The organism is Arthrobacter sp. NPDC058097, assembly GCF_042884885.1.
In the GTDB taxonomy this organism is placed as follows: domain Bacteria; phylum Actinomycetota; class Actinomycetes; order Actinomycetales; family Micrococcaceae; genus Arthrobacter.
This window is the reverse complement of the sequence record NZ_JBHVSZ010000024.1, coordinates 1-24039: the sequence shown is the minus strand read 5'-3', so window position 1 is coordinate 24039 and position 24039 is coordinate 1. Positions and strand designations below refer to the sequence as shown.

The 24039-nt window shown below is 66.5% G+C and carries 18 protein-coding genes; 4 read left to right on the top strand and 14 right to left on the bottom strand.

Annotated elements, in window-relative coordinates; genetic code table 11:
• Positions 1–318: 318 nt before the first annotated feature.
• Genes ACFVTE_RS24090 through ACFVTE_RS24080 form a run of 3 tightly spaced genes read right to left on the bottom strand, consistent with a single transcriptional unit; the run spans position 319 to position 8122 of the window.
• Entirely contained in the window at positions 319–4245 is a 3927-nt protein-coding gene (locus ACFVTE_RS24090) for a 1,4-alpha-glucan branching enzyme (RefSeq protein ID WP_387105186.1), read from the bottom strand.
• A gap of 1 nt (position 4246) precedes the next feature.
• Positions 4247–6043, bottom strand: a complete 1797-nt coding sequence (gene treS / locus ACFVTE_RS24085; RefSeq protein ID WP_387105183.1) for a maltose alpha-D-glucosyltransferase — start codon at positions 6041–6043, stop codon at positions 4247–4249.
• A gap of 6 nt (positions 6044–6049) precedes the next feature.
• Positions 6050–8122, bottom strand: a complete 2073-nt coding sequence (locus tag ACFVTE_RS24080) for an alpha-1,4-glucan--maltose-1-phosphate maltosyltransferase (protein WP_387105177.1) — start codon at positions 8120–8122, stop codon at positions 6050–6052.
• 131 nt (positions 8123–8253) lie between these two features.
• On the opposite strand from ACFVTE_RS24080, the gene glgP reads away from it, so the two are divergent.
• Positions 8254–10872 carry an alpha-glucan family phosphorylase gene (glgP, locus tag ACFVTE_RS24075; protein WP_387105175.1) on the top strand — a complete coding sequence of 873 codons (2619 nt, stop codon included), beginning with the start codon at positions 8254–8256 and terminating at the stop codon, positions 10870–10872.
• A 14-nt stretch (positions 10873–10886) separates the two neighbouring features.
• Here the strand turns inward: glgP and ACFVTE_RS24070 are convergent, their stop codons facing one another.
• From ACFVTE_RS24070 to glgX, 3 genes are read right to left on the bottom strand one after another with little or no spacing between them, the layout of a single operon-like run.
• Positions 10887–11243 carry a barstar family protein gene (locus ACFVTE_RS24070; RefSeq protein ID WP_387105173.1) on the bottom strand — a complete coding sequence of 119 codons (357 nt, stop codon included), beginning with the start codon at positions 11241–11243 and terminating at the stop codon, positions 10887–10889.
• Between the two features lie 4 nt (positions 11244–11247).
• A complete protein-coding gene (locus tag ACFVTE_RS24065) occupies positions 11248–11742 on the bottom strand; it encodes a ribonuclease domain-containing protein (protein WP_387105170.1) in 495 nt (164 codons plus the stop codon).
• A 17-nt stretch (positions 11743–11759) separates the two neighbouring features.
• Positions 11760–13892 carry a glycogen debranching protein GlgX gene (gene glgX, locus ACFVTE_RS24060; RefSeq protein ID WP_387105167.1) on the bottom strand — a complete coding sequence of 711 codons (2133 nt, stop codon included), beginning with the start codon at positions 13890–13892 and terminating at the stop codon, positions 11760–11762.
• A gap of 113 nt (positions 13893–14005) precedes the next feature.
• Between glgX and ACFVTE_RS24055 the strand changes: the two genes are divergently transcribed.
• The gene (locus ACFVTE_RS24055; RefSeq protein WP_387105165.1) at positions 14006–14815 is read left to right on the top strand and encodes a carbon-nitrogen hydrolase family protein; all 810 of its coding nucleotides are present in this window, start codon (positions 14006–14008) and stop codon (positions 14813–14815) included.
• Between the two features lie 224 nt (positions 14816–15039).
• Here ACFVTE_RS24055 and rlmB read toward each other — a convergent pair whose 3' ends face one another.
• The 6 genes from rlmB to ACFVTE_RS24025 all read right to left on the bottom strand — a co-directional run bounded on the left by rlmB (position 15040) and on the right by ACFVTE_RS24025 (position 20064).
• Complete coding sequence (gene rlmB / locus ACFVTE_RS24050) at positions 15040–16041, bottom strand: 23S rRNA (guanosine(2251)-2'-O)-methyltransferase RlmB (protein ID WP_377952037.1); 1002 nt, start codon at positions 16039–16041, stop codon at positions 15040–15042.
• Positions 16042–16133: 92 nt separating this feature from the next.
• Entirely contained in the window at positions 16134–17597 is a 1464-nt protein-coding gene (cysS, locus tag ACFVTE_RS24045) for a cysteine--tRNA ligase (protein ID WP_387105162.1), read from the bottom strand.
• Between the two features lie 32 nt (positions 17598–17629).
• Positions 17630–17956, bottom strand: a complete 327-nt coding sequence (locus tag ACFVTE_RS24040; protein ID WP_387105161.1) for a hypothetical protein — start codon at positions 17954–17956, stop codon at positions 17630–17632.
• Between the two features lie 94 nt (positions 17957–18050).
• Positions 18051–18563, bottom strand: coding sequence for a 2-C-methyl-D-erythritol 2,4-cyclodiphosphate synthase (ispF, locus tag ACFVTE_RS24035; protein ID WP_387105159.1), 513 nt, complete (start codon positions 18561–18563; stop codon positions 18051–18053).
• A 23-nt stretch (positions 18564–18586) separates the two neighbouring features.
• The gene (gene ispD / locus ACFVTE_RS24030) at positions 18587–19369 is read right to left on the bottom strand and encodes a 2-C-methyl-D-erythritol 4-phosphate cytidylyltransferase (protein ID WP_387105157.1); all 783 of its coding nucleotides are present in this window, start codon (positions 19367–19369) and stop codon (positions 18587–18589) included.
• A 212-nt stretch (positions 19370–19581) separates the two neighbouring features.
• Positions 19582–20064, bottom strand: a complete 483-nt coding sequence (locus tag ACFVTE_RS24025) for a CarD family transcriptional regulator (protein ID WP_003801164.1) — start codon at positions 20062–20064, stop codon at positions 19582–19584.
• 326 nt (positions 20065–20390) lie between these two features.
• On the opposite strand from ACFVTE_RS24025, the gene ACFVTE_RS24020 reads away from it, so the two are divergent.
• Entirely contained in the window at positions 20391–20981 is a 591-nt protein-coding gene (locus ACFVTE_RS24020) for a hypothetical protein (protein WP_387105155.1), read from the top strand.
• 116 nt (positions 20982–21097) lie between these two features.
• On the opposite strand, the gene ACFVTE_RS24015 is transcribed toward ACFVTE_RS24020, so the two are convergent.
• Positions 21098–21778 (bottom strand): response regulator, encoded by a 681-nt coding sequence (locus ACFVTE_RS24015; protein WP_387105152.1) that lies wholly within the window; start codon positions 21776–21778, stop codon positions 21098–21100.
• Positions 21775–23043: a sensor histidine kinase gene (locus ACFVTE_RS24010; RefSeq protein ID WP_387105189.1), complete on the bottom strand. Its 1269-nt coding sequence runs from the start codon at positions 23041–23043 to the stop codon at positions 21775–21777. Before ACFVTE_RS24010 ends, ACFVTE_RS24015 begins: the two co-directional genes overlap by 4 nt.
• A gap of 203 nt (positions 23044–23246) precedes the next feature.
• On the opposite strand from ACFVTE_RS24010, the gene phoU reads away from it, so the two are divergent.
• On the top strand, positions 23247–23909 hold the full coding sequence (gene phoU, locus ACFVTE_RS24005; protein WP_387105150.1) for a phosphate signaling complex protein PhoU: 663 nt from the start codon (positions 23247–23249) through the stop codon (positions 23907–23909).
• Positions 23910–24039: the final 130 nt, after the last annotated feature.

Here is a 24039-nt window from a genome sequence, read left to right as displayed (position 1 = left end):
TGGCACACTATTGAGTTCTCAAACAACAGACACACCCGGCACCACCCAAACCAAACATTCAGGATCGCTCCGGAGCAACTTTTCAAACTTACCCGCTCGCCTCACCGAGTCAAATCGGCTGTTCTCATCCGGTCCAGCCTTTGGCTTCCGGATCACCTTGCCGACTCGCTCCGGGGAGCGGCGCGGAAATAAACTATACCACTACCTCGGCGGAATGCCAACCCGGCCAACCTAACGCCGGGAGGGCCCGGAGTCCTCAAGGATTCCGGGCCCTCCCTGTAGTGAAGCAACCGTCCGGGTGGCGGCCTGCGCGGAGACCTAGACGAGCGGCCCGCCAGGCAGAGCCGACTTCCCCGTCGCACCCGCCGGGGCGGCACCATTCGGGGCAGCACCATTCGGGGCAGCACCCGCCGGCTCTGCCCGAGTCGGTTCAGCGCTCCTCGGTTCGGCAGCCCGCGTCCCGTCAGCCCGGCTCTCAGCAGCAGTGGGCCCGGCGAAGATGGATCCGGCCTCGGTGGCTTTGGCCCTGGCAGCGGCCGGCGTGGTGATCACGCTGGGATCTGACGGGCGGAAGTACGCAACTCCCAGCGGCGGCAGCGTAACCGTAAGGGTGGCCGGCTGGCCGTCGATCCCCTCGTCCTCCGCGGCCAGCGTGCCCCCGTTGAGGACGCCGGATCCGCCGTAGTCCTCGGAGTCAGTGTTCAGCACCTCGGTCCACGCTCCGGCGGACGGCACGCCCAGCGCGTATTCCTTGTGCGGGCCGCCGGAGAAGTTGACGGCACAGACCAGCGGGTTGCCCTCGGTGTCCCAGCGCACGAAGGTGAGGACGTTGCGGTCGGCGTCGGCTCCGTTGATCCACTGGAACCCGCCCGGTTCGTTGTCCCGGGAGTACAGCGCCGGCGTCGACTTGTAGAGCTCGTTCAGGTCCTTGAGCAGCAGCTGAACGCCGCGGTGTGCCGGGATGTCGGCCAGCCACCAGTCGAGGCCGTGCTGTTCGGACCACTCGGCTTCCTGGCCGAATTCGGTGCCCATGAAGATGAGCTGCTTGCCGGGGTGCGCCCACTGGTAGCCGAGGAAGGCGCGGAGGTTGGCCAGCTGCTGCCAGCGGTCACCGGGCATCTTGCGGAGCATGGAGCCCTTGCCGTGGACAACCTCATCGTGGCTGATGGGCAACAGGAAGTTCTCGGTGAACGCGTAGACCAGGGAGAACGTGACCGTGCCGTGGTGCCACTTGCGGTTGACCGGGTCCTCGGAGGCGTACTTCAGCGAGTCGTGCATCCAACCCATGTTCCACTTCAGGCCGAAGCCGAGGCCGCCCTGGCTGGTGGGCGCGGTGACGCCGGGGAACGCGGTGGATTCCTCGGCGATCATCACCGCGCCGGGGTGGGTTTTGTACACCGTGGCGTTGGCCTCCTGGAGGAACGAGATGGCCTCCAGGTTCTCGCGGCCGCCGAAGCGGTTGGGCTGCCACTGGCCGTGCTCGCGCGAGTAGTCCAGGTACAGCATGGAGGCGACGGCGTCCACGCGCAGGCCGTCAATGTGGAACTCATCCAGCCAGTACAGCGCGTTGGCCACGAGGAAGTTCCGGACTTCGGTGCGCCCGAAGTCGAAGATGAGGGTGCCCCAGTCCGGGTGTTCGCCCAGGTTCGGGTCGGCGTGTTCGTAGAGCGGCTGTCCGTCAAACTGCGCCAGCGCCCAGTTGTCCTTCGGGAAGTGCGCCGGCACCCAGTCCAGGATCACGCCGATGCCTGCCTGGTGCAGCGAGTCCACGAGGAAGCGGAACTCGTCGGGGTGCCCGAAGCGGGACGTCGGCGCGTAGTAGGAGGTGACCTGGTAGCCCCAGGAGCCGCCGAAGGGGTGCTCGGCCACGGGCATGAACTCGACGTGGCTGAACCCGAGCCACTTCACGTACTCCACGAGTTCCTTGGCCAGCTCGCGGTAGCTGAGCCCGAGCCGCCATGATCCCAGGTGGACCTCGTAGACGCTCATCGGCGAGTTGTGCGGATCCCGGGCGGCGCGTTCCTTCATCCAGTCCGCGTCCTGGAACTGGTAGTGGGACTCAACAACCCTCGAGGCGGTGAGCGGGGGCACCTCGGTGCCGAAGGCCAGGGGGTCAGCCTTCTCTACCCAGTAGCCGCCCTTGGTCTTGATTTCGTACTTGTAGCGGGCGCCGGCCGGGACACCCGGGATGAACAGCTCCCAGACGCCCGAGGAGCCGAGGGACCGCAGCGAGTTTTCCCGGCCGTCCCAGGCGTTGAAGTCGCCCTTGACCCGGACCGCTTCGGCGTTGGGGGCCCACACCGCAAAGGACACGCCGTCAATGTCGCCCAGCGAGGACTTGTAGTGCTGCACGTGGGCACCCAGCACGGTCCAGAGCTTCTCGTGGCGTCCTTCACCGATCAGGTGCAGGTCCACCTCGCCCACGGTGGGAAGGTAGCGGTACGGGTCGTCCACGGTGATGGGTTCGGCACCCTCGTAGGTCACCTCAAGCCGGTAGTCCGGCACGTGGCCGTGCTGCAGCGGCTCCAGTACGGCCACCCAGACGCCTTCGGCTTCGTGGGTCATGGGCACGGTTCCGGCCTGGGTCACCACGTTGACCGCCTCCGCAAGGTGCTTGACGGTGCGGATGGTCACGTGGCCGTAGTCGTCCAAATGGGCACCAAGCACCGAGTGCGGGGCGTGGTGTTCTCCGGCCGCGACGCGTGAAAGCGTGTGCGCGTCCACGTGCAACGGTGCGTGGGGGCTGTCGGTGTGGGCAGAGCCTGTCATCTTTTTACCTTCCGCTGCTGCTCCGGCCGGTTCGCCGGAGCTTGTAGTGCTGAGGAGTCGCCTGGCCGCATTCACCGGGATGGCCAGCCAGCCCGGCCGGTTGCGCAACTCGTACACGACTTCGTAAAGCGCCTTGTCCAGCCACAATGCCACAAAGAGCGGCGAATTACGGTCCACCGTCCCGGGAGTTACTTCCGCGTAGCCTGCCAGGAAAGCCTCGGTGCAGTCGTCCACCCAGGACTCGGGCACACGGACGCCCGGCTGTTCCCGTTCGGCGGCGCCCGCCGCGTAGTCAAAGGAGCGAAGCATGCCAGTCACGTCGCGGAGCGGGGCGTCGGGGAAGTTGCGCTCGGAGATCGGCCGGAGCGGCTCCCCCTCGAAGTCGAGGATGGCCCACCGGTCATGGCCGCCTTCGGCACCGGGAACCTGGAGGATCTGGCCGAGGTGCAGGTCGCCGTGGATGCGCTGAAGCGCACCGGCGGGGGTGCCTTCCAAGCGGCTGAGCAGGCTTTCCAGCCCCTCTTCGTAAGGTCCGACGGCGGGTCCCGCCTCCGCCCACATCTGGCGGACGCGCTGGGCTACTCCCGGCGCGATATCCGCGCCCGGAACGGCTTCGGCCGAAACGCCCAGCGTTTCGGCCAGCCTGCGGTGGACGGTGGCCGTTGCGTGGCCAAGGGCATGCGCCTCGGCGGTGAAGTCCACTCCCCCGGCGGCCGCGTCGACGGCGAGCCGCCACGCGTCCCTGCCGCCGGCCAGGAATTCGTGGGCCACCGCCAGTTCGCCCCGGGCGGGTCCGCCCGAGGCGGACCCGGCTGTGCCTTGGGCGGGGGGAAGCTGCCCCTGCGGGTACCACTCGCCCGTGACCCAGCCCAGCGTGGCGGGGACCTCCTCGGTGCGGGCGGCGGACAGCGCGGCCCCGACCTCCACCTCCGGGTTTCGCCCTGCCGACAGCACACGGAAGAACTTCACGATGGCCGCGGAGTCGCCGTCGTCCACTATCACCGAGGTGTTGGACTGTTCGCCGGACAGGACCCGGACGGTTCCGGTGGCCTGCGGCAGCGGCTGTGTCGCGCCGGAGAGGTGGCCGCTGGCAGTGCCGGCGGTTTCCTGTGTCCGGATGAGCTCCAGCCAGGACGCAATGAAGGCGGGGTCGTGGACGGCGTCGTAGACCCAGCGGTGCCCGAGCTCGGCGTCGTCGCTTTCACCGATGAGGGCCCGTTCGGCGCCCGGAAGGGGCTGGCTGCGGTAGCTGAGCGGGATCTGCACAACATCAGTGCGGGAGACGCCGTCGGCCGTTTTGGACTCAACGGAGGCGAGGAACACCTCCAGGCCGGCCTGGCCGGTGGCGTCGTCCAGGACCAGGCCGCCCACCGGCGCCAGGGTGAAGTCCGGGGTCTTCACCGGGAACCATCTCTGCGCCGGCAGCCAGTCGCGGAGCAGTTGCTCGAGTGTGGGTGTCAGTGTGGTTTGTGTCATCTCATCCCTCAATCGACAGTATCGGCATCGCTTGGGTAAAGGGTGCAGCGGGGTTGGAAGCGGTGGACCGCAGCCGCAGCCAGAAGAAGTCGTGGCTGCCGAGCGTCAGCGTCAGCTGCCCGTCGTCGCTGATGCCGGGGAACGGCTGGCCGCCGAAGACGTCCCGCAGGCCCCGCCCAGAGAAGTCCGGAAGCCTCAGGGTGGAGGACACCGGGTGCTGGGACAGGTTGAAGACGCAGAGGATGGATTCGGCCGGTTCGCCGGCGGCGTTGCCCTCCGGCAGTTCGCGGAGATAGGCCAGCACCACCTCGTGGTCGGCCTCCACATGCTTGAACGCCCCGAGCCCGAACGCCGGGTGGTTCTTCCGCACGCTGAGGATCTGCCGCGTCCAGCGCAGCAGCGATCCGGAGTGTGCGGCCTCGGCCTCCACGTTGGCCATGGCGTAGTTGTAGACCAGTGATTGGATCACGGGGAGGTACAGCTTGCCGGGGTCGGCGTTGGAGAAGCCGGCGTTGCGGTCGGGGTTCCATTGCATGGGCGTGCGGACGGCGTCGCGGTCCTCGAGCCAGATGTTGTCGCCCATGCCGATCTCGTCCCCGTAGTACAGGAAGGGGCTGCCCGGCAGGGACAGCAACAGGGCGTTGATGAGCTCGATTTCCGCCCGGGAGTTGTCCAGCAGCGGTGCCAGCCTGCGCCGGATGCCGATATTGGCCCGCATGCGCGGATCCGGTGCGTACCAGCCGAGCATGGCGGCCCGCTCATCCGCGGTGACCATTTCCAGGGTCAGCTCGTCGTGGTTGCGCAGGAACGTGCCCCACTGTGCACCTTCGGGGATGGCCGGAGTGTCGCGCATCGTCTCGATGATCGGCGCGGCCTTTTGGTCACGCAGCGCGTAGTACAGCCTGGGCATGATCGGAAAGTGGAAGGCCATGTGGCATTCCGGTTCCTCCACGGTGCCGAAGTACTCCACCACCTCGTTGGGCGGCTGGTTGGCCTCCGCGATGATCACCCGGCCGGGGTAGCTCTCGTCCACCATCTTCCGCAGCTGGCGCAGGAACTCATGCGTCGCCGGCAGGTTTTCGCAGTTGGTTCCTTCCTCCTCGAAGAGGTACGGGATGGCGTCCGCCCGGAACCCGTCGATCCCCTGGTCCAGCCAGAACCGCACGACGTCGAACACGGCGTCGATGACCTTGGGGTTCTCGAAGTTCAGGTCAGGCTGGTGGCTGAAGAACCGGTGCCAGAAAAACTGCCGCCGGATGGGGTCGAAGGTCCAGTTGGATTCCTCCGTGTCCACGAAGATGATGCGGGCGTCCTGGTATTTCTCGTCCGTGTCGCTCCATACGTAGAAGTCGCCGAAGGGGCCGTCAGGGTCCTTCCTGGACTCCTGGAACCAGGGGTGCTGGTCTGAGGTGTGGTTCAGCGGGAGGTCGATGATGACCCGGACGCCTCGTGCGTGCGCCTCGGCCACCAGCCGCTTGAAGTCGCTGATGGTGCCGAACTCGTCCAGGACGGAGTTGTAGTCCGAGATGTCGTAGCCGCCGTCGCGCAACGGGGACTGGAAGAACGGCGGCAGCCACAGGCAGTCCACGCCCAGCCACTGCAGGTAGTCGAGTCTCTCGATCAGCCCGTGAAAGTCACCTGAACCGTCGCCGTTGGCGTCCGCAAAGCCCCGGACCAGCACTTCATAGAACACCGCTTTCCGGTACCACAGCGGATCGTGCTGCAGACCCGGCGCATTGAGCTCGAACGTGCTCTTGGGGGTGAAGTGCTGGGTGGAGCTCTGCGGGCTGAAGGCCACTGGCGGCTACCTCCGGATGCTCAGGATGTGTGCGGGTTCAACGTGGGCGTCCAGCCGCACATAGTTGTACTCCCCCCATTCCCACGACTCGCCGGAGATCAGGTCGTCCACCCAGAACCCGCCGTTCGGGGTGAGGTCGGCCGGATCGAGCCCCAGCGCGGACAGGTCCAGCGACACCATGCCTTCCCTCGCACTGTGCGGGTCCACGTTGACCACCACGATGATGGTGTCCCTGGTGCCGTCCGGAAGGGTCTTGTGCTTGGAGTAAACGACAGTGGCGTCGTCCGTGGACTGGTGCAGGGTGAGGTTCTGCAGGTCGCCGAGCGCCGGGTGGGCCCTGCGGATCTCGTTCAGCTTGGTGAGGTACGGGGCGAGGGTCCGGCCGGAGGCGTTGGCAGCGTCCCAGTCCCGGGCCTTGTACTCGAACTTCTCGTTGTCGATGTACTCCTCGGCACCGGGCCGGGCCACGTGCTCGTACAGTTCGTAACCGGCGTACACGCCCCACAGCGGGCTGGCTGTTGCCGCCAGGGCCGCGCGGATCTTGAACGCGGCCGGTCCGCCGTACTGCAGGTACTCGGTGAGGATGTCCGGGGTGTTGACGAAGAAGTTGGGCCGGAAGAAAGCAGCCGACTCGTGGCTGACGTGGTGGAAGTACTCCTCCAACTCCTTCTTGGTGTTGCGCCATGTGAAGTAGGTGTAGGACTGCTGGAATCCTGCCCTGCCCAGCGCATGCATCATGGCGGGGCGGGTGAAGGCCTCGGCCAGGAAGACGACGTCGGGGTCTTCCTTGTTCACCTCGGCGATGAGCCACTCCCAGAACCACACCGGCTTGGTGTGCGGGTTGTCCACGCGGAAGATCTTCACGCCGTGGCTGACCCACAGCCGGACGATCCGCAGGATTTCCTTGGACAGGCCCTCGGGATCGTTGTCGAAGTTGAGCGGGTAGATGTCCTGGTACTTCTTCGGCGGGTTCTCGGCGTACGCGATGCTGCCGTCCACGCGGGTGGTGAACCATTCGGGGTGCTCGGTGACCCAGGGGTGGTCCGGGGCGGCCTGCAGCGCCAGGTCGAGGGCCACCTCGAGGTTGAGCTCGTTCGCCCGCGCCACGAAGGCGTCGAAATCCTCGAAGCTTCCGAGGTCCGGGTGGATGGCGTCGTGGCCGCCTTCCTTGGCGCCGATGGCCCACGGCGAACCGGGATCGTTCGGGCCGGCGATCAGGGTGTTGTTGGGACCCTTGCGGTGCTGGACGCCGATTGGGTGGATCGGCGGCATGTAGATGACGTCGAAGCCCATGCCGGCCACAGCGTCCAGCCGGTTCGCGGCGGTCCGGAAGTTGCCGGACGTCCAGGCGCCCGTGCCGGGGTCGCGCACCGCGCCCTCGGAACGCGGGAAGAATTCGTACCAGGAGCCGCGGCCGGCGCGGTCCCGCTCAACCAGCAGAGGGAATGGTTCGGAGACGGTGACGAGCTCACGGATCGGCTCGCGGTCAACGACGGCGGCGACGTCGCGGCTGAAGCCGGCGGCCAGCCGGTCCTCGGGCGACAGGGTGCCGTCCGAGAGGATGGTGGCTGCGGAGCGCAGCGTCTGGCGGTCCGCGTCGTTCCGGGCGGGCTCCTCGGCGGCCTGCGACAGCAGCGCGGCGCCCTCGGCGAGCATCAGCTCGACGTCGATGCCGGCGTCCACCTTGACCTCGGCGTTGTGGTGCCACGTGCCGTAGCGGTCGTGCCATGCCTCGATGACGAAGGACCAGTTTCCGGTGGATTCAGGGGTGAGCAGGCCTTCCCAGAGGTCGGTTCCCTTGCCGCGGTCACCTGACGGCGGCTGGAGCCGCGTCCGCTGGCGCTCGTTGCCGTCGGGGTCAAGCAGGACCGCGCTGACGCCCAACTGGTCGTGGCCCTCCCGGAAGGACCTGGCGCTGACCACGATTCCTTCACCGGGCAGCGCCTTGGCCGGGAACTTCCCCCCTTCGACAACAGGCTGAACGTCCGTGATAGGGAAACGGCCAAACCGAAGGCCTTCCGTGATCGAAACTTTCGGCGTTTGCTTTGCTGGGGCACTGGTTCGCGTGTTTGTCGTCACAGGCTCGACGTTAGCGAGAAATGGGGCGGATTGCTAAGCCTGCGAACTTAATTATTGAAGCGATTCGTCATTTACCGGAAAGTAATCAAAAGCGGTTCCTGCCGTTCACCTAGTCAGTTAGTGTGGCGCAGGTGAAGGCAATCCGCAGATTTACAGTACGTACCGTTCTTCCCGAGCCGATCCGGCCGCTGGCCCGGTTGGCGACCAACCTCCGCTGGTCCTGGCACCGGCCCACCCGGGAACTGTTCGAAGGCCTGAACCCGCGCGTCTGGGCCCAATGCGGCAACGACCCGGTCAGCTTCCTGGGCCTGGTGGGCCGCGAGGAGATGCACCGGCTCGCGACGGACCAGGACGTGGTGGCCAGGGTCCAGGCGGCAGCCGCGGACCTGGACCGGTACCTCACCGAGCCCCGCTGGTACCAGGGCCTGGGCAGCGACGCCCCCGCCTCCATTGCCTACTTCTCTCCCGAGTTCGGCATCACCGAAGTCCTGCCGCAGTACTCCGGCGGCCTCGGTATCCTCGCCGGCGACCACCTGAAGGCCGCCTCCGACCTCGGCGTGCCGCTGATCGGCGTCGGTCTGCTCTACCAGGCTGGCTACTTCAAGCAGTCGCTGTCCCGGGACGCCTGGCAGCAGGAGACCTACCCGGTCATCGACCCCGACGGCCTGCCCCTGACCCTGCTGCGGGAACCCGCCGGGGACGGCAACGGCAAGCCGCTGGAAATCTCGCTCCCGCTGCCCAACGGACGGCGCCTTGCGGCACACATCTGGCGTGCCGACGTCGGACGCGTCCCCCTCCTGCTGCTGGACTCCAACGTCCCCGGAAACGACGACGCCGCCCGCAGCATCACCGACCGCCTGTACGGCGGCGGCGGCGACCACCGGCTGCAGCAGGAACTGCTGCTCGGCATGGGCGGGGTCAAGGCGCTGCGCGCGTACCAGAAGCTCACCGGCACGCCGGCGCCCGAGGTGTTCCACACGAATGAGGGTCACGCCGGTTTCCTCGGCATTGAGCGCATCCAGGAGCTGATGGCCGGCGAGCAGGCGCTCACCTTCGACGAGGCCCTCGCCGCCGGACGCTCGTCCACGGTGTTCACCACGCACACGCCCGTCCCGGCCGGCATCGACCGCTTCGAAGCGGCACAGATCCAGCACTTCTTCGAGGCCGGCCTGGCACCGGACGTTCCCACCTCGCGCATCCTCGACCTGGGCCGCGAGAACTTCAGCGAAGGCAACCCCTTCGTATTCAACATGGCCGTGATGGGCCTACGCCTCGCACAGCGCGCCAACGGCGTCGCCAAACTTCACGGCGAAGTCTCACGCGGCATGTTCGCGGCCCTGTGGCCGGGATTCGACCACTCGGAGGTGCCCATCACCTCCGTGACCAACGGCGTGCACGTGCCCACCTGGGTGGATCCGCGCATCGCGAAACTCGCGCGGGAGCGGTTTGGCGCCGAAACCGAGCTGACGGGCCGCTGGGACCTTGCGTACAACGTCTCCGACGCCGAGGTCTGGGCGCTCCGCCGCGAGATGCGCGTTTCGCTCGTGGAGGACGTGCGGCGCCGGCTGCGGGCTGCGTGGAAGAAGCGCGGCGCGGCCGACGCGGAGCTGGCGTGGACCGATTCGGTGCTGGACCCGGACGTCCTGACCATCGGGTTCGCCCGCCGCGTTCCAACCTACAAGCGGCTGACCCTCATGCTGCGCGACCCGCAGCGCCTGAAGGCCCTGCTGCTGCACAAGGAACACCCCATCCAGCTGGTCATCGCCGGCAAGTCCCACCCCGCGGACGACGCCGGCAAGAAGATGATCCAGGACCTGGTCCGCTTTACCGACGATCCCGCGGTCCGGCACCGCATCGTGTTCCTGCCGAACTACGACATCGCCATGGCCCGCACGCTGTTCCCCGGCTGCGACGTCTGGCTGAACAACCCGCTGCGGCCGCTCGAAGCCTGCGGCACCTCCGGCATGAAGGCCGCGATCAACGGCTCCCTGAACCTCTCCGTCCTGGACGGCTGGTGGGATGAGATGTACGACGGCGAAAACGGCTGGGCGATTCCCACGGCCAACAACGGCGCTTCCGCCGACGAGCGGGATGACATCGAGGCCGCGGCACTGTACGAGCTGCTCGAGACCCAGGTGGCGCCGCGGTTCTACGGAAGCACTGTTTCCGAGTCGGCCGGAGCCGCCGGGCCGTCAGAGTCCAGCCACGAAAAGATTCCCACGCACTGGGTGTCCATGATCAAGCACACGCTGGCCCACCTCGGCCCGGCGGTCTCGGCCGAGCGGATGCTGCAGGACTACGTCAACGTCCTGTACCGGCCCGCAGCGGTTTCCGGACGCGAAGCGGTGGCAGGCTCCTACGCGCAGGCCAAGGCACTGGCGGCATGGGTCGCCAAGGTCCGCGCGGCCTGGCCTCAGCTGCACGTGGAGCACGTGGACTCGCTGGGCGTCTCGGAGGACCCGCAGATCGGCGACACCCTCCAGGTCCACGCCTACGTGGGCCTGCACAACCTGTCTCCGCAGGACGTGTCGGTGGAGGTGGCGTACGGCCAGGCGGCCGAGAACGACGAGCTGGCCAACGTGACGATGGTGGAACTGGAGGCCAAGGAGGAGCTCGGCAACGGCCGCTACCTCTTCGCCGGGTCCGTCGTGATCGACCGCTCCGGGTCCTTCGGCTACACCGTCCGGGTCCTCCCCACGCACGACGCCCTCGCATCCAAGGCCGAGCTGGGGCTGATCGTCAACGCGTAGTCCCCACCGTCTCCCTAGAGCATCACCGCGATGACTGCGAGGTCCTTGCCGGCGTAGCTCTCGGCGTCCTGCAGGATCTCGCAGATGATCCCGAAGGAGCGGTCGCCGCGGAAGGCTGCCGGGACCTGCCAGATCACGGTCAGGGGCTTGGCGCCGTCATCGGAAATGGCGTCGGCAAAGTCATGCAGCGAGTCGTTGAGCGCATCCAGGTTCACGCCGAAGTGCTCCGGAAAGTCCAGGGCCTCGCCGAAGGCGGCGAGCACGGACTTCCTGGAGTCGGCCGCCGGGACCAGCAGGCTCCGGCGGCCGGCGTCTGCCACCTGTTCCTTCAGTTCCTCGAGGGTCCAGGTGTCGCCGGAGTAGATCTTCATGGTGCTATTTGCCCTCTGCTATGAACTTGAACGATGCATAGTGGTCTGCCGTGTAGTACTTGTCCCCGGCCTGTCCTGCCACGATCCGGCGGGCTCCCCTGTCCGATTCGCCGGGCGTGGACACCGTGTACTCCTTGTAATACCCGCTCGCCTTGCGCGGCAGGATGCGCTCAAAGTTGCCGAACGTCACGCCGTCGCGGGTGTACGGGTACGGTCCGCCCTGCCGGATCAGGACAAGAGTCCGCCGGCCTTCGGCCGGCAGCTGGGACTCCCGGATCGTGGGGAGTCCGGACGCGTTCGGCACGCCGGTGCCCTTGCCGGCCGACGACGACGGCACGGCGGCAGGTGCCGACGTCGAAAAGCCGGGTGCCGCCGTCGTCGTTCCCTGCGGTCCCGCACCGGGCGGCGTGCCGCCCGGCGCGATGAAAAGGTTGAAGACCGCGAGGGCAGCGACGGCAAGCCCCAGCAGCAGCGTTCCGACGGTCCAACGCCTGCGCATGCCTGATTCCCCGAGGTTTATGTGCGGTAGATGTTGATGGTGTAGGCCTGCACTTCGTCAGGCTCGCCGGACTCGACCAGGGTGCCCTGGCGGCGGTCGTGGAGCTCGGACGTGGTGAGGCGGAGGTCGAACAGCCGCTTGCCGGTGCCGTCGTCGTTGGTGACCTGGGGAAGCGTGACCTCGATGTCCTCGGGGCCGCCGTTGACCACGATGAGCCCGGCCACGTGCCCGTCGTCGGAGCCGAGCAGCAGCTGGACCACGCGGTTCCCGTTGTCGTTCCAGCGTTCCATGGACATGGGCTGGCCGGTCCGGTCGTACCAGTACAGGTAGGAACGGGCGTCGCGGACGGGGTAGTCGTGCGGCTGGGCCGTCAGGAACTCCCCCCGGAGCCGGATGACACGCTTGGTGCTGCGCAGCATGGCGTGGGATTCGGGCGTGCTGGTCCAGTCGATCCACGTGAGCGGGTTGTCCTGGCAGTACGCGTTGTTGTTGCCCTGCTGGGTGCGGCCGAGCTCGTCGCCCGCCGTGATCATGGGGACGCCGAGGGAAATCATGAGCGAGGCCATGAGATTGCGCTTGCTCTGGGCCCGGCGGGTCAGGATGCCCTCGTCCTCGGTGCGTCCCTCGAAGCCGTGGTTGTAGCTGCGGTTGTCGCCGTGCCCGTCCCGGTTCTGTTCACCGTTCGCCTCATTGTGCTTGCGGTCGTAGGACACGAGATCAGTCATGGTGAAGCCGTCATGGGCCGTGATGAAGTTCAGCGACGCCAGCCTTGAGCGGCCCGAGGGTTCAAAGAGGCTCGCCGAGCCGGACAGGGCATCGGCCAGCCGGGCCACGGATCCGCCCTGGCGGCCGCTGTCGAGGGCGGCCCGGTCTGCCAGCCAGAAGGAGCGCACGGCGTCGCGGTAGTGGTCGTTCCAGTCCACCCAGCCGCCAGGGAACCGGCCGGTCTGCCAGCCGCCGTAGCCCACGTCCCACGGCTCGGCGATCAGCTTGACCCGGGCAAGCAACGGGTCCGCGGCGACCGCCACGAGGAACGGGTGGTGCGGATCGAACTCGTTGGCTGCATTCCGGCAAAGTGTGACGGCCAGGTCGAAGCGGAACCCGTCGATGTGGAACTCGTCCACCCAGTACCGCAGTGAATCCAGCACCATCTGGACAACACGTGGTTCTGCGAAGTTGAGTGTGTTGCCGCAGCCCGTGGTGTCGATGTATTTTCCGTGGCCGTCAGTACGGTAGTACTTCTGCTCGCCCAGCCCCCGGAAGCTCAGGGTGGTGCCGTCGGGCCCGCCTTCGGCCGTGTGGTTGTAGACGACGTCAAGGATGACCTCGATGCCGGCCGCATGCAGCAGCTTGACCATTCCCTTGAATTCGTCCTGGACTGCCTGCGGCCCGGCTTCCTGTGCCGACTTTGTGGCGTACGCGGCATGCGGGGCAAAGAATGCCGCTGTGTTGTAGCCCCAGTAGTTGGTGAGGCCGAGGTTCTGGAGGTGCGGCTCGTCCAGGTGGAAATGCACCGGCAGCAGCTGCAGGGCCGTGATGCCCAGCCCGGTCAGGTGCTCGATCATCGCCGGATGGGCCATGCCGGCGTAAGTGCCGCGCAGCGCCTCCGGGATGTCCGGGTGGAGCATGCTCTGTCCGCGCACGTGTGCCTCGTAGACGATGGTGTTGCGCCACGGCGTATTGGGCTTCCGGTCCTCGGCCCAGTCGAAGTCGGACGACATCCTGACGCTGGTCAGGAACCCCTCGCGTTCATCGACGGCCCGGCCGTAAGGGTCCAGTAACAGCGGTTGCCGGCTGCCGTCGTCGTCGTCAAAATCAACGGTGGGAACTGCAAGCGGCAGCACCTCATCGCCCTTGGGGGCCGATTCGCCGCTGGGGGCAGCGAGGAAGCCGTACCGGGATCCCACCGGAAAGCCGTCAACCACCCCGTGGTGGACACCGTTCGTGAGGCTGGACAGGGTCTGAAGCCGCCAGTTCTGGCCGGGCGCCTGATAGGCCACCTCGAGGGTGGCGATGCCGGGAGCGTAAACGGCGACGTTTGCACGGCTGCCCGGTGTACCCCCCGGGCCTTGGCGCGCTTCGCTGACCCCGAGGGGAAAGGCCTGGGAGTCGTCCACCGTCAGGGCTGTGTCTAAAAGGGGCATTACCATCAATTAAAGCTTAGCCGTCACGTCCAAATAGCTAGTCTTCTCCCGCATGTTACGCCTGCGGCGCCGTGGCGGCACTGCTGAACGCTGTAAGGACGCACCGACTGGAGGTTTTCGTGAAGATTGCATTGGCCCAGATCATCACCGGAAGGGATGTGGCCGGGAACCTCACCGTGGTGGAGGAGTATGCCCGGCGTGCCAAGGACGGCGGCGCCGAGATCGTCGTTTTCCCCGAGGCAACCATGCGCGCATTCGGCAACTCCCTGCTGGACATCGCCGAGCCTTTGGACGGCCCCTGGGCCAGCCGCGTCCGCTCGATTGCCGACGAGTTGGGGATTGTGATTGTTGCCGGAATGTTCACCCCGGGTTCATCGGGCTCCGACGGGCAGGCGAAAGTCCGCAACACGCTGCTGGTGACCGGGCCGGGCGTTGACGCCAGCTACGACAAGGTTCACCTGTTCGATGCCTTCGGGTTCCTGGAGTCCGACACCGTGGACGCCGGTACCGGACCCGTGACGTTCGACGTCGGCGGCGTCACCTTTGGCCTGGCCACCTGCTACGACATCCGTTTCCCGGCCCTCTTCACGGCCAACGCCGACCGCGGAGCCGTCGTCAACATTGTCTGCGCCTCGTGGGGTTCGGGCCCCGGCAAGGTGGACCAGTGGAAGCTCCTGGCCCGGGCCCGCGCCGTGGACACCACCACCTACGTCCTCGCCTGCGGCCAGGGCGACCCCGCGACGCAGGGCGTCGAGCCCCGCGGCGCAGCCCCCACGGGTGTCGGGCACAGCGCCGTCGTCTCACCTTTCGGCGAGGTACTCCAAGAGCTCGACGGCGCCCCCGGCCTCATCTTCGCCGACCTGGATCCCGCCCTGGTCAAGGAAGCCCGCACCAAGCTCCCGGTCCTAGCCAACCGCCGGGAGTTCTAAGACAGAACAACGCCCCATCAGATCCTGCCGGAAATCCAGCGACGCTTCCTCAGATCCTGCAGGAAAAGAGCAAACCCACCCGCACATGCTGCGGGAGGGTTTGCCGTTTTGCTGCGAAAGCTGAGGACGGGTTCGTCATTTTCTTTGCAGGAACTGATGGAGCGTTTCGTAACTGGGCAAAGCGCCCATAGCGGTGGACTGTAGCGGTCCCGCCGGGGCGCCGGCTATTTGGCGGAGCGCTGGCGGGAGACTTCGTAGAGGGAGATGCCGACGGCCATGGAGGCGTTCAGGGATTCCATGGCGGAGTCGATCGGGATGGAAACGATCTGGTCGCAGTTCTCCCGGACGAGGCGGCTGAGGCCCTTGCCCTCGGAGCCGACCACGATGCAGACGGGCTCGGTGGCAACGGTGAGGTCCGGCAGCGAGACGTCGCCGTCGCCGTCGAGCCCCAGGACGAAGACGCCCATGTCCTTGAACTGCTTGATGGCGTTGTTCAGGTTGGAGGCGCGGGCCACCGGAACACGGACCGCCGCGCCGGCGCTGGTCTTCCATGCGGCGGCCGTGACGCCCACGGAGCGGCGCTCGGGGACGATCACGCCGTGGCCGCTGAAAGCCGATACCGAGCGGATGATCGCGCCGAGGTTGCGGGGGTCTGTGATGCCGTCCAGTGCAACGAAGAGCGGCGCGTTCGCGATGTGCCCCTTCTTCCAGCCTTCGACGGTCTCCTCGGCAAGGTCGTAGGCGTCCTGGTACTCATACGGCGGGATCTGCAGTACGAGGCCCTGGTGCACGGCGTCGTCGGTCATCCGGTCCAGCTCGGGCTTGCCCGTTTCCAGCAGCGGGATGCCGCGTTCGGCGGCGATCTTCAGCGATTCCTTGACGCGGTCGTCCATCTCGATGCGGATGGCGACGTGCAGCGCCTTGGCGGGAATGCCGGCACGGAGGGCCTCAACGACGGAGTTGCGCCCAGTGACGACCTCTTCGGTGGCACGCCCCTTAGGACCCGACCGGGCCCCGGCACTGCGGGCCCCGGCGGCACCAGCGGGGCGTTTGGCTGCGGAGCGCTCCGCGAGTTGCTTGTTCTTGTGCGCCTTGTGGTACGGGCGGTCCTCGGCCTTGGGGGTTGGCCCCTTGCCTTCGAGAGCCTTGCGGCCGTGGCCACCGGTTCCGGTGGTGGGGCCCTTCTTGAGCTTGCGGACTGCGCCCGGGCGACCTTTGTTGGCCATGAATTCCACCCTTGGTTGTATTGAGTAAGTCTGGGCTCCAGTCTACTGACTGGCCTCAAATCGTTGACCGGGCGGGCCGGGAGCCGCGAAGGCTAGCTGCGCTGCAGGCTCCACGTGGCGCCGTCGGCGTTGTCCTCCACCAGGACGCCGGCTGCCGCGAGAGTGTCTCGGATGGCGTCCGAAGCGGCCCAGTCTTTCCTCGAGCGGGCCTCGGCGCGGGCAGCGAGTTGCGCCTCAATCAGCGTGCCGAGGGCATTGGTGGCCTGGTCGTCGACGGCGGGCTGCGCGGCAGCGCTGATGCCCAGGACCCGCAGCATGTCGGTCACGCCGGCCAGCGCCTGCCGCGTTGCCTCCACGTCGCCGTCGGTGAGGGCCGAATTCCCGGCGCGGACGGTGTCGTGCAGCACCGCGAGGGCCTGCGGGACGTTGAGGTCGTCGTCCATCGCAGCGGCGAACGCCTCCGGCACGGTGCCGTGGCTGCCAAACAGCAGGGCGCCGTCGGAGGACAGCGCGCGGACGGCGCGGGCCACGAAGCCGTCAATACGTTCGACGGCGGCCGCCGCCTCCTGCAGCGACGTCGGCTGGTAGTCCAGCACCGAGCGGTACTGTGCCTGGCCGAGGTAGTAGCGGACCACGCGCGGCGGTGCGAGCTTCAGCATCTCCGCCGGGCTGATGGTATTGCCGACGGACTTCGACATTTTTTCGCCCTGGTACGTGACCATGCCGTTGTGCATCCAGAAGTTCGCGAAGCCGTGGCCGGCCGCCTGCGACTGCGCCATCTCGTTTTCGTGGTGCGGGAAGCGCAGGTCAAGGCCGCCGCCGTGGATGTCGAACTCGGTGCCGAGGTACTTCGTGACCATGGCCGAGCATTCGAGGTGCCAGCCCGGACGGCCGGCGCCCCACGGCGAAACCCAGCTCGCCGTCGTCGGCTCCCCTTCCTTGTAGCCCTTCCAGAGGGCAAAGTCGCGGGGATCCTTTTTCCTGTTACTGAACTGAGGTTCGACGTCCGTGGCACCCTGCATGTCGTCGATCTTCTGCCGCGTCAGGGCGCCGTACTTGTTCCACGAGCGCACGTCGAAGTAGACGTCCCCTGACCCGTCGAGGGCGGGATAGGCGTGCCCGCGGTCGATCAGGAGCTGGATGAGCGCGTGCATCTCCGGGATGTGGCCGGTGGCCCGCGGCTCGTAGGTGGGGCGGGACACGCCGAGGGTGTCGTACGCCTTGAGGAACTCCTGCTCATACCGGTAGGCCAGCGCCCACCATTCCTCCTCCGGCACAGAGCCGGGCTCCTGCTCGAAATCCGGGTGGAAGGAGGCCTCGGACTTGGCGAGGATCTTGTCGTCGATGTCGGTGACGTTGCGGACCACCGTGACGCGGAAGCCGCGGTACTCGAGCCAGCGGGTGAGCTGGTCAAAGGCGATGGCGGAGCGGATGTGGCCCACGTGCGGCATGCCCTGCACCGTGGCACCGCAGTAATACAGGCTTACCTTGCCCGGTACCAGGGGAACGAAGTCGCGGACTTCGGCGGATGCAGTGTCGTAAAAGCGCAGGGTCACCGCTCCAGATTAGCCGATGCCATTGTCCCCGCTTACTTGCAGACCTCGCCGATCCGGTTGTTCTGCTTGGCCAGTTCCGCCGTCTGCTCCGAGCTCTTGGTGCCGAGGGAGGTGCTGGCCACCTGCTTCATGATGTCGGCCATCTTCTGGATGGGGTCGGCGACGTCCTGGGCCACCTTGTCGGCGACCTCCTGGTAGTGCTTGGCGATCTGGTCGGCCTGCTGCTGCTGGTTGCCGGTGGGCTTGAACGTGTCGCCCTGCAGGAACTTGCAGCTCTCCTCGACGCTCATGCGGGAGCTGCCGGCACAACCGGCCAGAAGCATCCCTGCGATCACGACGGCGGGAAGCAACTTTTTCACGGAAGATCTCCTGGGATTGCGGTACTGATGCATATTCCAGCCTAGGCGATTTGGCTGCGGGGCCCGATTTCCCGGCCGCCGGCCGCCGGCGCAGCTACGCCGCAGGGTAGACCAGGGCCGTGGCCACCGCGGAGATGCCTTCGCCGCGGCCGGTGAAGCCGAGGCCGTCGCTGGTGGTCGCGGTAACGCTGACCGGAGCACCCGCGGCCTCGGTGAGCACCCGCTGGGACTCTTCCCTGCGCGGGCCGAACTTGGGCCGGTTGCCCACGAACTGCACTGCGACATTGCCGATCTCGAAGCCGGCCGCCCGAACGATCCGGGCGGCTTCGGCCAGCAGCGTGACCCCGGAGGCCCCGGCGAACTCTGGCCGGTCCGTGCCGAAGTGGGTGCCCAGATCGCCGATCCCGCAGGCGGAGAACAGCGCGTCGGCCGCGGCGTGCGCGACGGGATCGCCGTCGGAGTGGCCGGAGAGACCCCGCTCCCCCTCCCAGAAAAGGCCTCCGAGCCAAAGCGGCTGCGGGTCGCTGTCCGGGGCAAAGGCGTGGACGTCGATGCCAATGCCCGTCCGGGGCAGGAGCACCGGGGTCCGCGAAGCGTTGTCTGTCATGGCGCCTTCCGTCATGTCGTTTGTCAGCCCTCCACCCAGCGTGCGCCGAGGGGGCCTTCGAGCAGGCCCTCGGCGATGATGAGGTCCAGCGGTGTGGTGATCTTCAGGGACTGGCTGGCACCGCGGACGGCATGCACCGGCACGCCGAGAAGCTCCACCAGCATGGCGTCATCGGTGACCGCTGCAGCCTGGCGCTCGTCGAAGCCCGCGGCTGCCTGGTGTGCCTGCCGCAGTACGGAAAGCTTGAAGCCCTGCGGGGTCTGGACTGCCCGGAGCTCCTCGCGGGGTGCGGTCCCGGTGACCAGTTCCGGCGCGATGTCCGTGGCGGGCCCCTCGGTGGCGGCGACCGTCTTGACGGTGTCCACCACCGGGATCACCGGGATCACCGCATCGGCGCCGGCGGCCAGGGCCTGGGCCACCCGGTGGAACACAGGCTCCGGCGTCAGGGCACGGGCGGCGTCATGGACCAGGACCGCTTCCGTGCCGTCCTCCACGGCGGCCAGGGCGGAACGGACGGAATCCGCCCGGGAGGCACCGCCGTCGACCATGGTCAGGAGCGGGCCGCCGTCGACCAGTTCCACCCGGAAGTCCTCGCAGAGCCGGCGGAGCTCCTCATCGCCGGCCGGAAGAGCGATGCACACCTGGCTGGCAATGCCTGCCGCAACGATCCCGCGCAGCGCATGCATCAGGATGGGTTCACCGCCCAGCGGCACAGCGGCCTTCGGCATGCCATACCCCAGCCTCTGCCCGGAACCGGCGGCGACAAGGATCACGGCGGTCACGGGGCGCTTGGGTGCAGTGTTCATGCGCTCTAGCCTACGTCCCAGCCGCATTGCCCCTCCATCTCCCAACCCAGTAGCAGCTGTGGGCGTTCCCAGCGCCGGGAACGCCCTCAGCTGCTACCTACATGGGGATTCCCGGGCTGGCCGATTTCGGGCAAGAAGAAACCCCGGCGGCACTTTGCCACCGGGGTTCAATTCTTGTTGAGAAGCTCCTACTACTTAGGAAGCTCCTTTACTTAGGAAGCCAGGACCTCGTCGAGAACGCTCGCAGCCTTCTCTTCGTCGGTCTTTTCAGCCAGAGCCAATTCTGAGATCAGAATCTGCCGGGCCTTGGCCAGCATACGCTTCTCGCCTGCGGAAAGGCCCCGGTCGTGATCCCGGCGCCACAGGTCGCGGACGACCTCTGCAACCTTGATGACGTCACCGGAAGCAAGCTTCTCCAGATTTGCCTTGTAACGACGCGACCAGTTGGTGGGCTCTTCAGTGAACTCGGCACGAAGCACGTCAAAAACATGCTCCAGACCGTCTTTGCCCACTACGTCGCGAACCCCAACAAGGTCAACGTTCTCTGCTGGAACTTCAATGGTCAGATCACCCTGAGCCACCTTGAGCTTGAGATACATCTTCTCTTCGCCCTTGACAGTGCGCATCTTGATCTCTTCAATTTTTGCTGCACCGTGGTGAGGGTAAACTACTGTCTCGCCGACCTCAAAAACCATGTGGACTTTCCCCTTTCCCGCAGACCAGTTTATCACGATTAAGGCATATGACTGGCATGGATACGGCCCGGGAACCCTGTAAATCCGCGGAAAATGGCCGAAATCAGCGGCTCAGACCCCTTGACGAATGCGAACAATAGTGCATTGCCCACGCCCCCACAAGCGTTACGCGCGGGTAGTTGCGGGCCCTCTGGAACGGTTTGCCGAGCACCCGGACAGGCGTCCGAGGGGGCAGTCATGTGGAGGTGCCGAATCCTTGTTTGACGCTCTTTGCCGATAGGCTATGCCTGAAAACTTTTTCAGAGACTTTTCTAGGAGTGCGTGACGTGCGTTTCACTGCGATGAACCGGGGCCAGAGCGGCAAGATGGCGATGGCGGCAGCCGCCCTGAGCATCGGCCTGCTTGGCCTGACGGGCTGCGGCTACGTCAACGCCCAGCAGACCTCTCACCAGTACGCCTCTTCCGATGGAATCCGCGCCGACGTCGGACCGGTCCAGCTCCGCAACATGCTGATCGTTTCCGCCGGTGAGAACCAGCCCGGCCGCGTCATTGGCGCCGTCTACAACTCCTCCTCGAAGGACGTCAAGGTCACGCTCAAGGGAGCCGAGGGCGCACAGACCGAAGTTCCGGTCAAGCAGAACTCCTACACCCTGCTGAACCAGTCCACGGATGCAGCCACCCTGAGCACGTCCGGCGGCAAGCCCGGAACCGTGGTCGACATCCAGGTCACCGAAGACGGCACCAACGTCAACAAGACCGTGAAGATTCCGGTGGTGGACGGCACGCTGAAGGAATACGCCGCTTACCTGCCGGGCGGCACGCCCAGCGAGTCCGCCACTCCGAGCCAGACCGCAACGCCGGGTGAGACCACGGCGCCGGGCGAATCCGCCACGGCCACGCCCACCGAGAGCCACTAGCTACACCTGCCAGCAACGCTGGCAATACAAGAAGGAGGGGTTCCCGGCCGGGAACCCCTCCTTCTTCGTGTTAACGGTGCTTTGCGCCGCGCCCTCCCCCGGCCGGCTGCCAGTCCCTACGGCTCGAACTTGTAGCCCAGCCCGCGCACCGTGACGAGGTAACGCGGCAGGGACGGGTCCGGCTCGATCTTGCTGCGCAGCCGCTTGACGTGGACGTCGAGCGTTTTCGTGTCGCCTACGTAGTCGGAGCCCCAGACCCGGTCGATCAGCTGGCCCCGGGTCAGCACGCGGCCAGAGTTGCGCAGCAGCATCTCCAGAAGTTCAAACTCCTTCAGCGGCAGTGACACCTGCTCGCCGTCGACACTCACCACGTGCCGTTCAATGTCCATCCGCACCGGACCGGCGTGGACGGTGGATGAAATGAGTTCCTCCGGCTCGCCCTGGCGGCGCAGCACCGCACGGACACGGGCAACCAGCTCACGGGACGAGTAGGGCTTGGTGACGTAGTCGTCCGCGCCCAGCTCCAGCCCGACCACCTTGTCGATCTCGGTGTCCTTGGCGGTCAGCATGATGACGGGGACGGAGGAGCGCTGCCGCAGCTGCCGGCAGACCTCCGTGCCGGACTGTCCCGGCAGCTGCAGGTCGAGCAGCACGAGGTCTGCCCCGTTGCGGTCGAATTCCGTGATGGCGTCGAGGCCGTTGTCCACGACCTCCACTTCGAACCCTTCCTTGCCCAATAGATAGGACAGGGGATCGCTGAACGACTCCTCGTCCTCGACAATAAGAATCCTGCTCAAGCGTTAGCTCCTCGTTCATGGACGCCGGCGGCGTCGTGCGGTTCTTTGGCCAGCGGCCGGCCGGGCTGGGCCTGCGGCGAGGCGGGGGCCGGCGTTTTGGCTTCCTTTGCGGGCAAGGGGCGCGGTTCCGCTGCGGCTTCCTCTTCCTGCCCTTCCATCTCTGGCAAGCGGAGGGTAAAGGTGGAGCCCTGGCCGGGCTGGGACCAGAGGGTGACTTCCCCGCCGTGGTTGGAGACGACGTGCTTGACGATGCTCAGGCCCAGACCGGTTCCGCCGGTGTGGCGGGACCGGGCCGCGTCCACCCGGTAGAAACGCTCGAACACCCGTTCCTGGTCCTCCGGTGACAGGCCTTCACCCTGGTCCGTCACGGAGACGGAAACCAGGCCCTCTTTGGACCGCACGCCGATGCCGACCCGGGTGTTTTCCGGCGAGTACCGGATGGCGTTGTCGATGAGGTTGCGCAGCGCCGTGACCAGCAGGTCCCGGTCGCCGTAGACCTTGGCCTCCGCTCGGCCGCCAATGACGATCTGGATGTTCTTGCTCTCGGCCGGCAGTTGCGAACGGTCCACGGCTTCGGAGATGACGTCATTGATGTCCACGGGGTGCCCCTGCTGCGCCACGTTCGCGCCCTGCAGGCGGGACAGCTCAATGATGTCCTGCACCAGCGCGGCGAGGCGGGCCGACTCTTTGTGCATGCGCTTCGCGAAGCGGCGGACGGCGTCCTCGTCGTCCGCTGACGATTCCAGCGCTTCGGCCAGCAGCGAGATGGCACCCACCGGGGTCTTCAGTTCGTGTGACACGTTGGCCACGAAGTCGTTGCGGATCTCCTCGGTCCGGGTGATCTCGGTGCGGTCATCGGCCAGCAGGACGATGTATTCCTCACCCAGCATCGCCGCCCGGACCTGCACGATGATGGTTCCCTGGCCGAGCGGCCCCCGGGGCAGTTCAAGCTGCCGCTCCAGGATGACGCCGTCGCGCCGGACATTGGCCGTCATATCCAGCAGCTCACGGTGCACCACCGTGTGCCCGCGCACCAGGCCGTAGGCGTAGGCCGCGGGGCTTGCCCGGACGACGCCGTCGATCGCGTCCACCACCACGAACGCCTGGCCGACGACGGCGAGGACTTCCGCGGAGCCTTGGGGCAGTGCCGGTTCGTCGTACTCAATCTCCACGAGCTCGCGCTGCTTCTCGCTGGCACGGAACGCGAGCACGCCAAAGACGCCGAACGACAGGCCCAGCAGGCCGGCGATGACACCTAAGAGCATTGGATCCACGCCTCCAGCTTATGCTTCCGGAAAGCCCCAATATCCGATAAACGGCCCATACGGTGCGGATTCAGCTAACGTTCATCTTGAGATGTGTAACAGTTCACCGAACACTGGAAGAGTGTGCGGTTGGACCGCCGGAACGGTGACACGAAATTCTGACCGCCGCGGCGGGGCGGAGTTTCCAAGGAAAGGACGCCTACGTGCGCAAGGTTTTTCAGGAGGAGCTGGCCCACGTGGGCGAGGACCTCATCGAGATTTCAAAACTGGTCAGCGAAGCGATCGGCAAGGCAACCACCTCGTTCGAGAGTGCCGACGTCGACCTGGCCCAGGACGTCATCGCCGCGGACGCCAGGATCGACTTCCTGCAGAACAGCCTCGACGAGCGCGCCATCGACATCCTCGCGCTGCAGGGCCCCGTGGCCAGTGACCTGCGCATGATCGTCGGTTCGCTGCGGATGAGCGCCTCCCTGGAGCGCATGGGTGACCTTGCCCGCCACATCGCCCAGCTCGCCCGGCTGCGGTTCCCGTCCATGGTGATCCCCGAGTCCCTCACCGGAACGTTCAAGAGCTTCGCCGAGCATGACATCGAGATCGCCAACAAGCTGACCGAACTGCTGGAGACCCGCGACCTCGAGGTTGCCCGCGACATCCTCAAGGCCAACACCGCGGTGAACGACCTCCACCTCAGCGTCTTCAAGGCGATCGCGCGCCCGGACTGGCAGGAATCCCCGGCCACCACCGTGGACGTGGCCCTGGCCAGCCGATACTTCGAGCGGTTCGCGGACCACGGCGTGTCCGTTGCGCAGAAGGTCACCTACCTCGTGACCGGCGCGTGGCACCCGAACAGCATCGAGCACGGCTAAACAACCGCGCAGCACCTTCGAGTTTTTGTCCACGTATTGGCCCCTCATGCGGTATCTGCGGCCAATACGTGGACAAAAACTCCAGTGAAACAAACGGACGACGCCGGCCGGTCACCTTAGGTGACCGGCC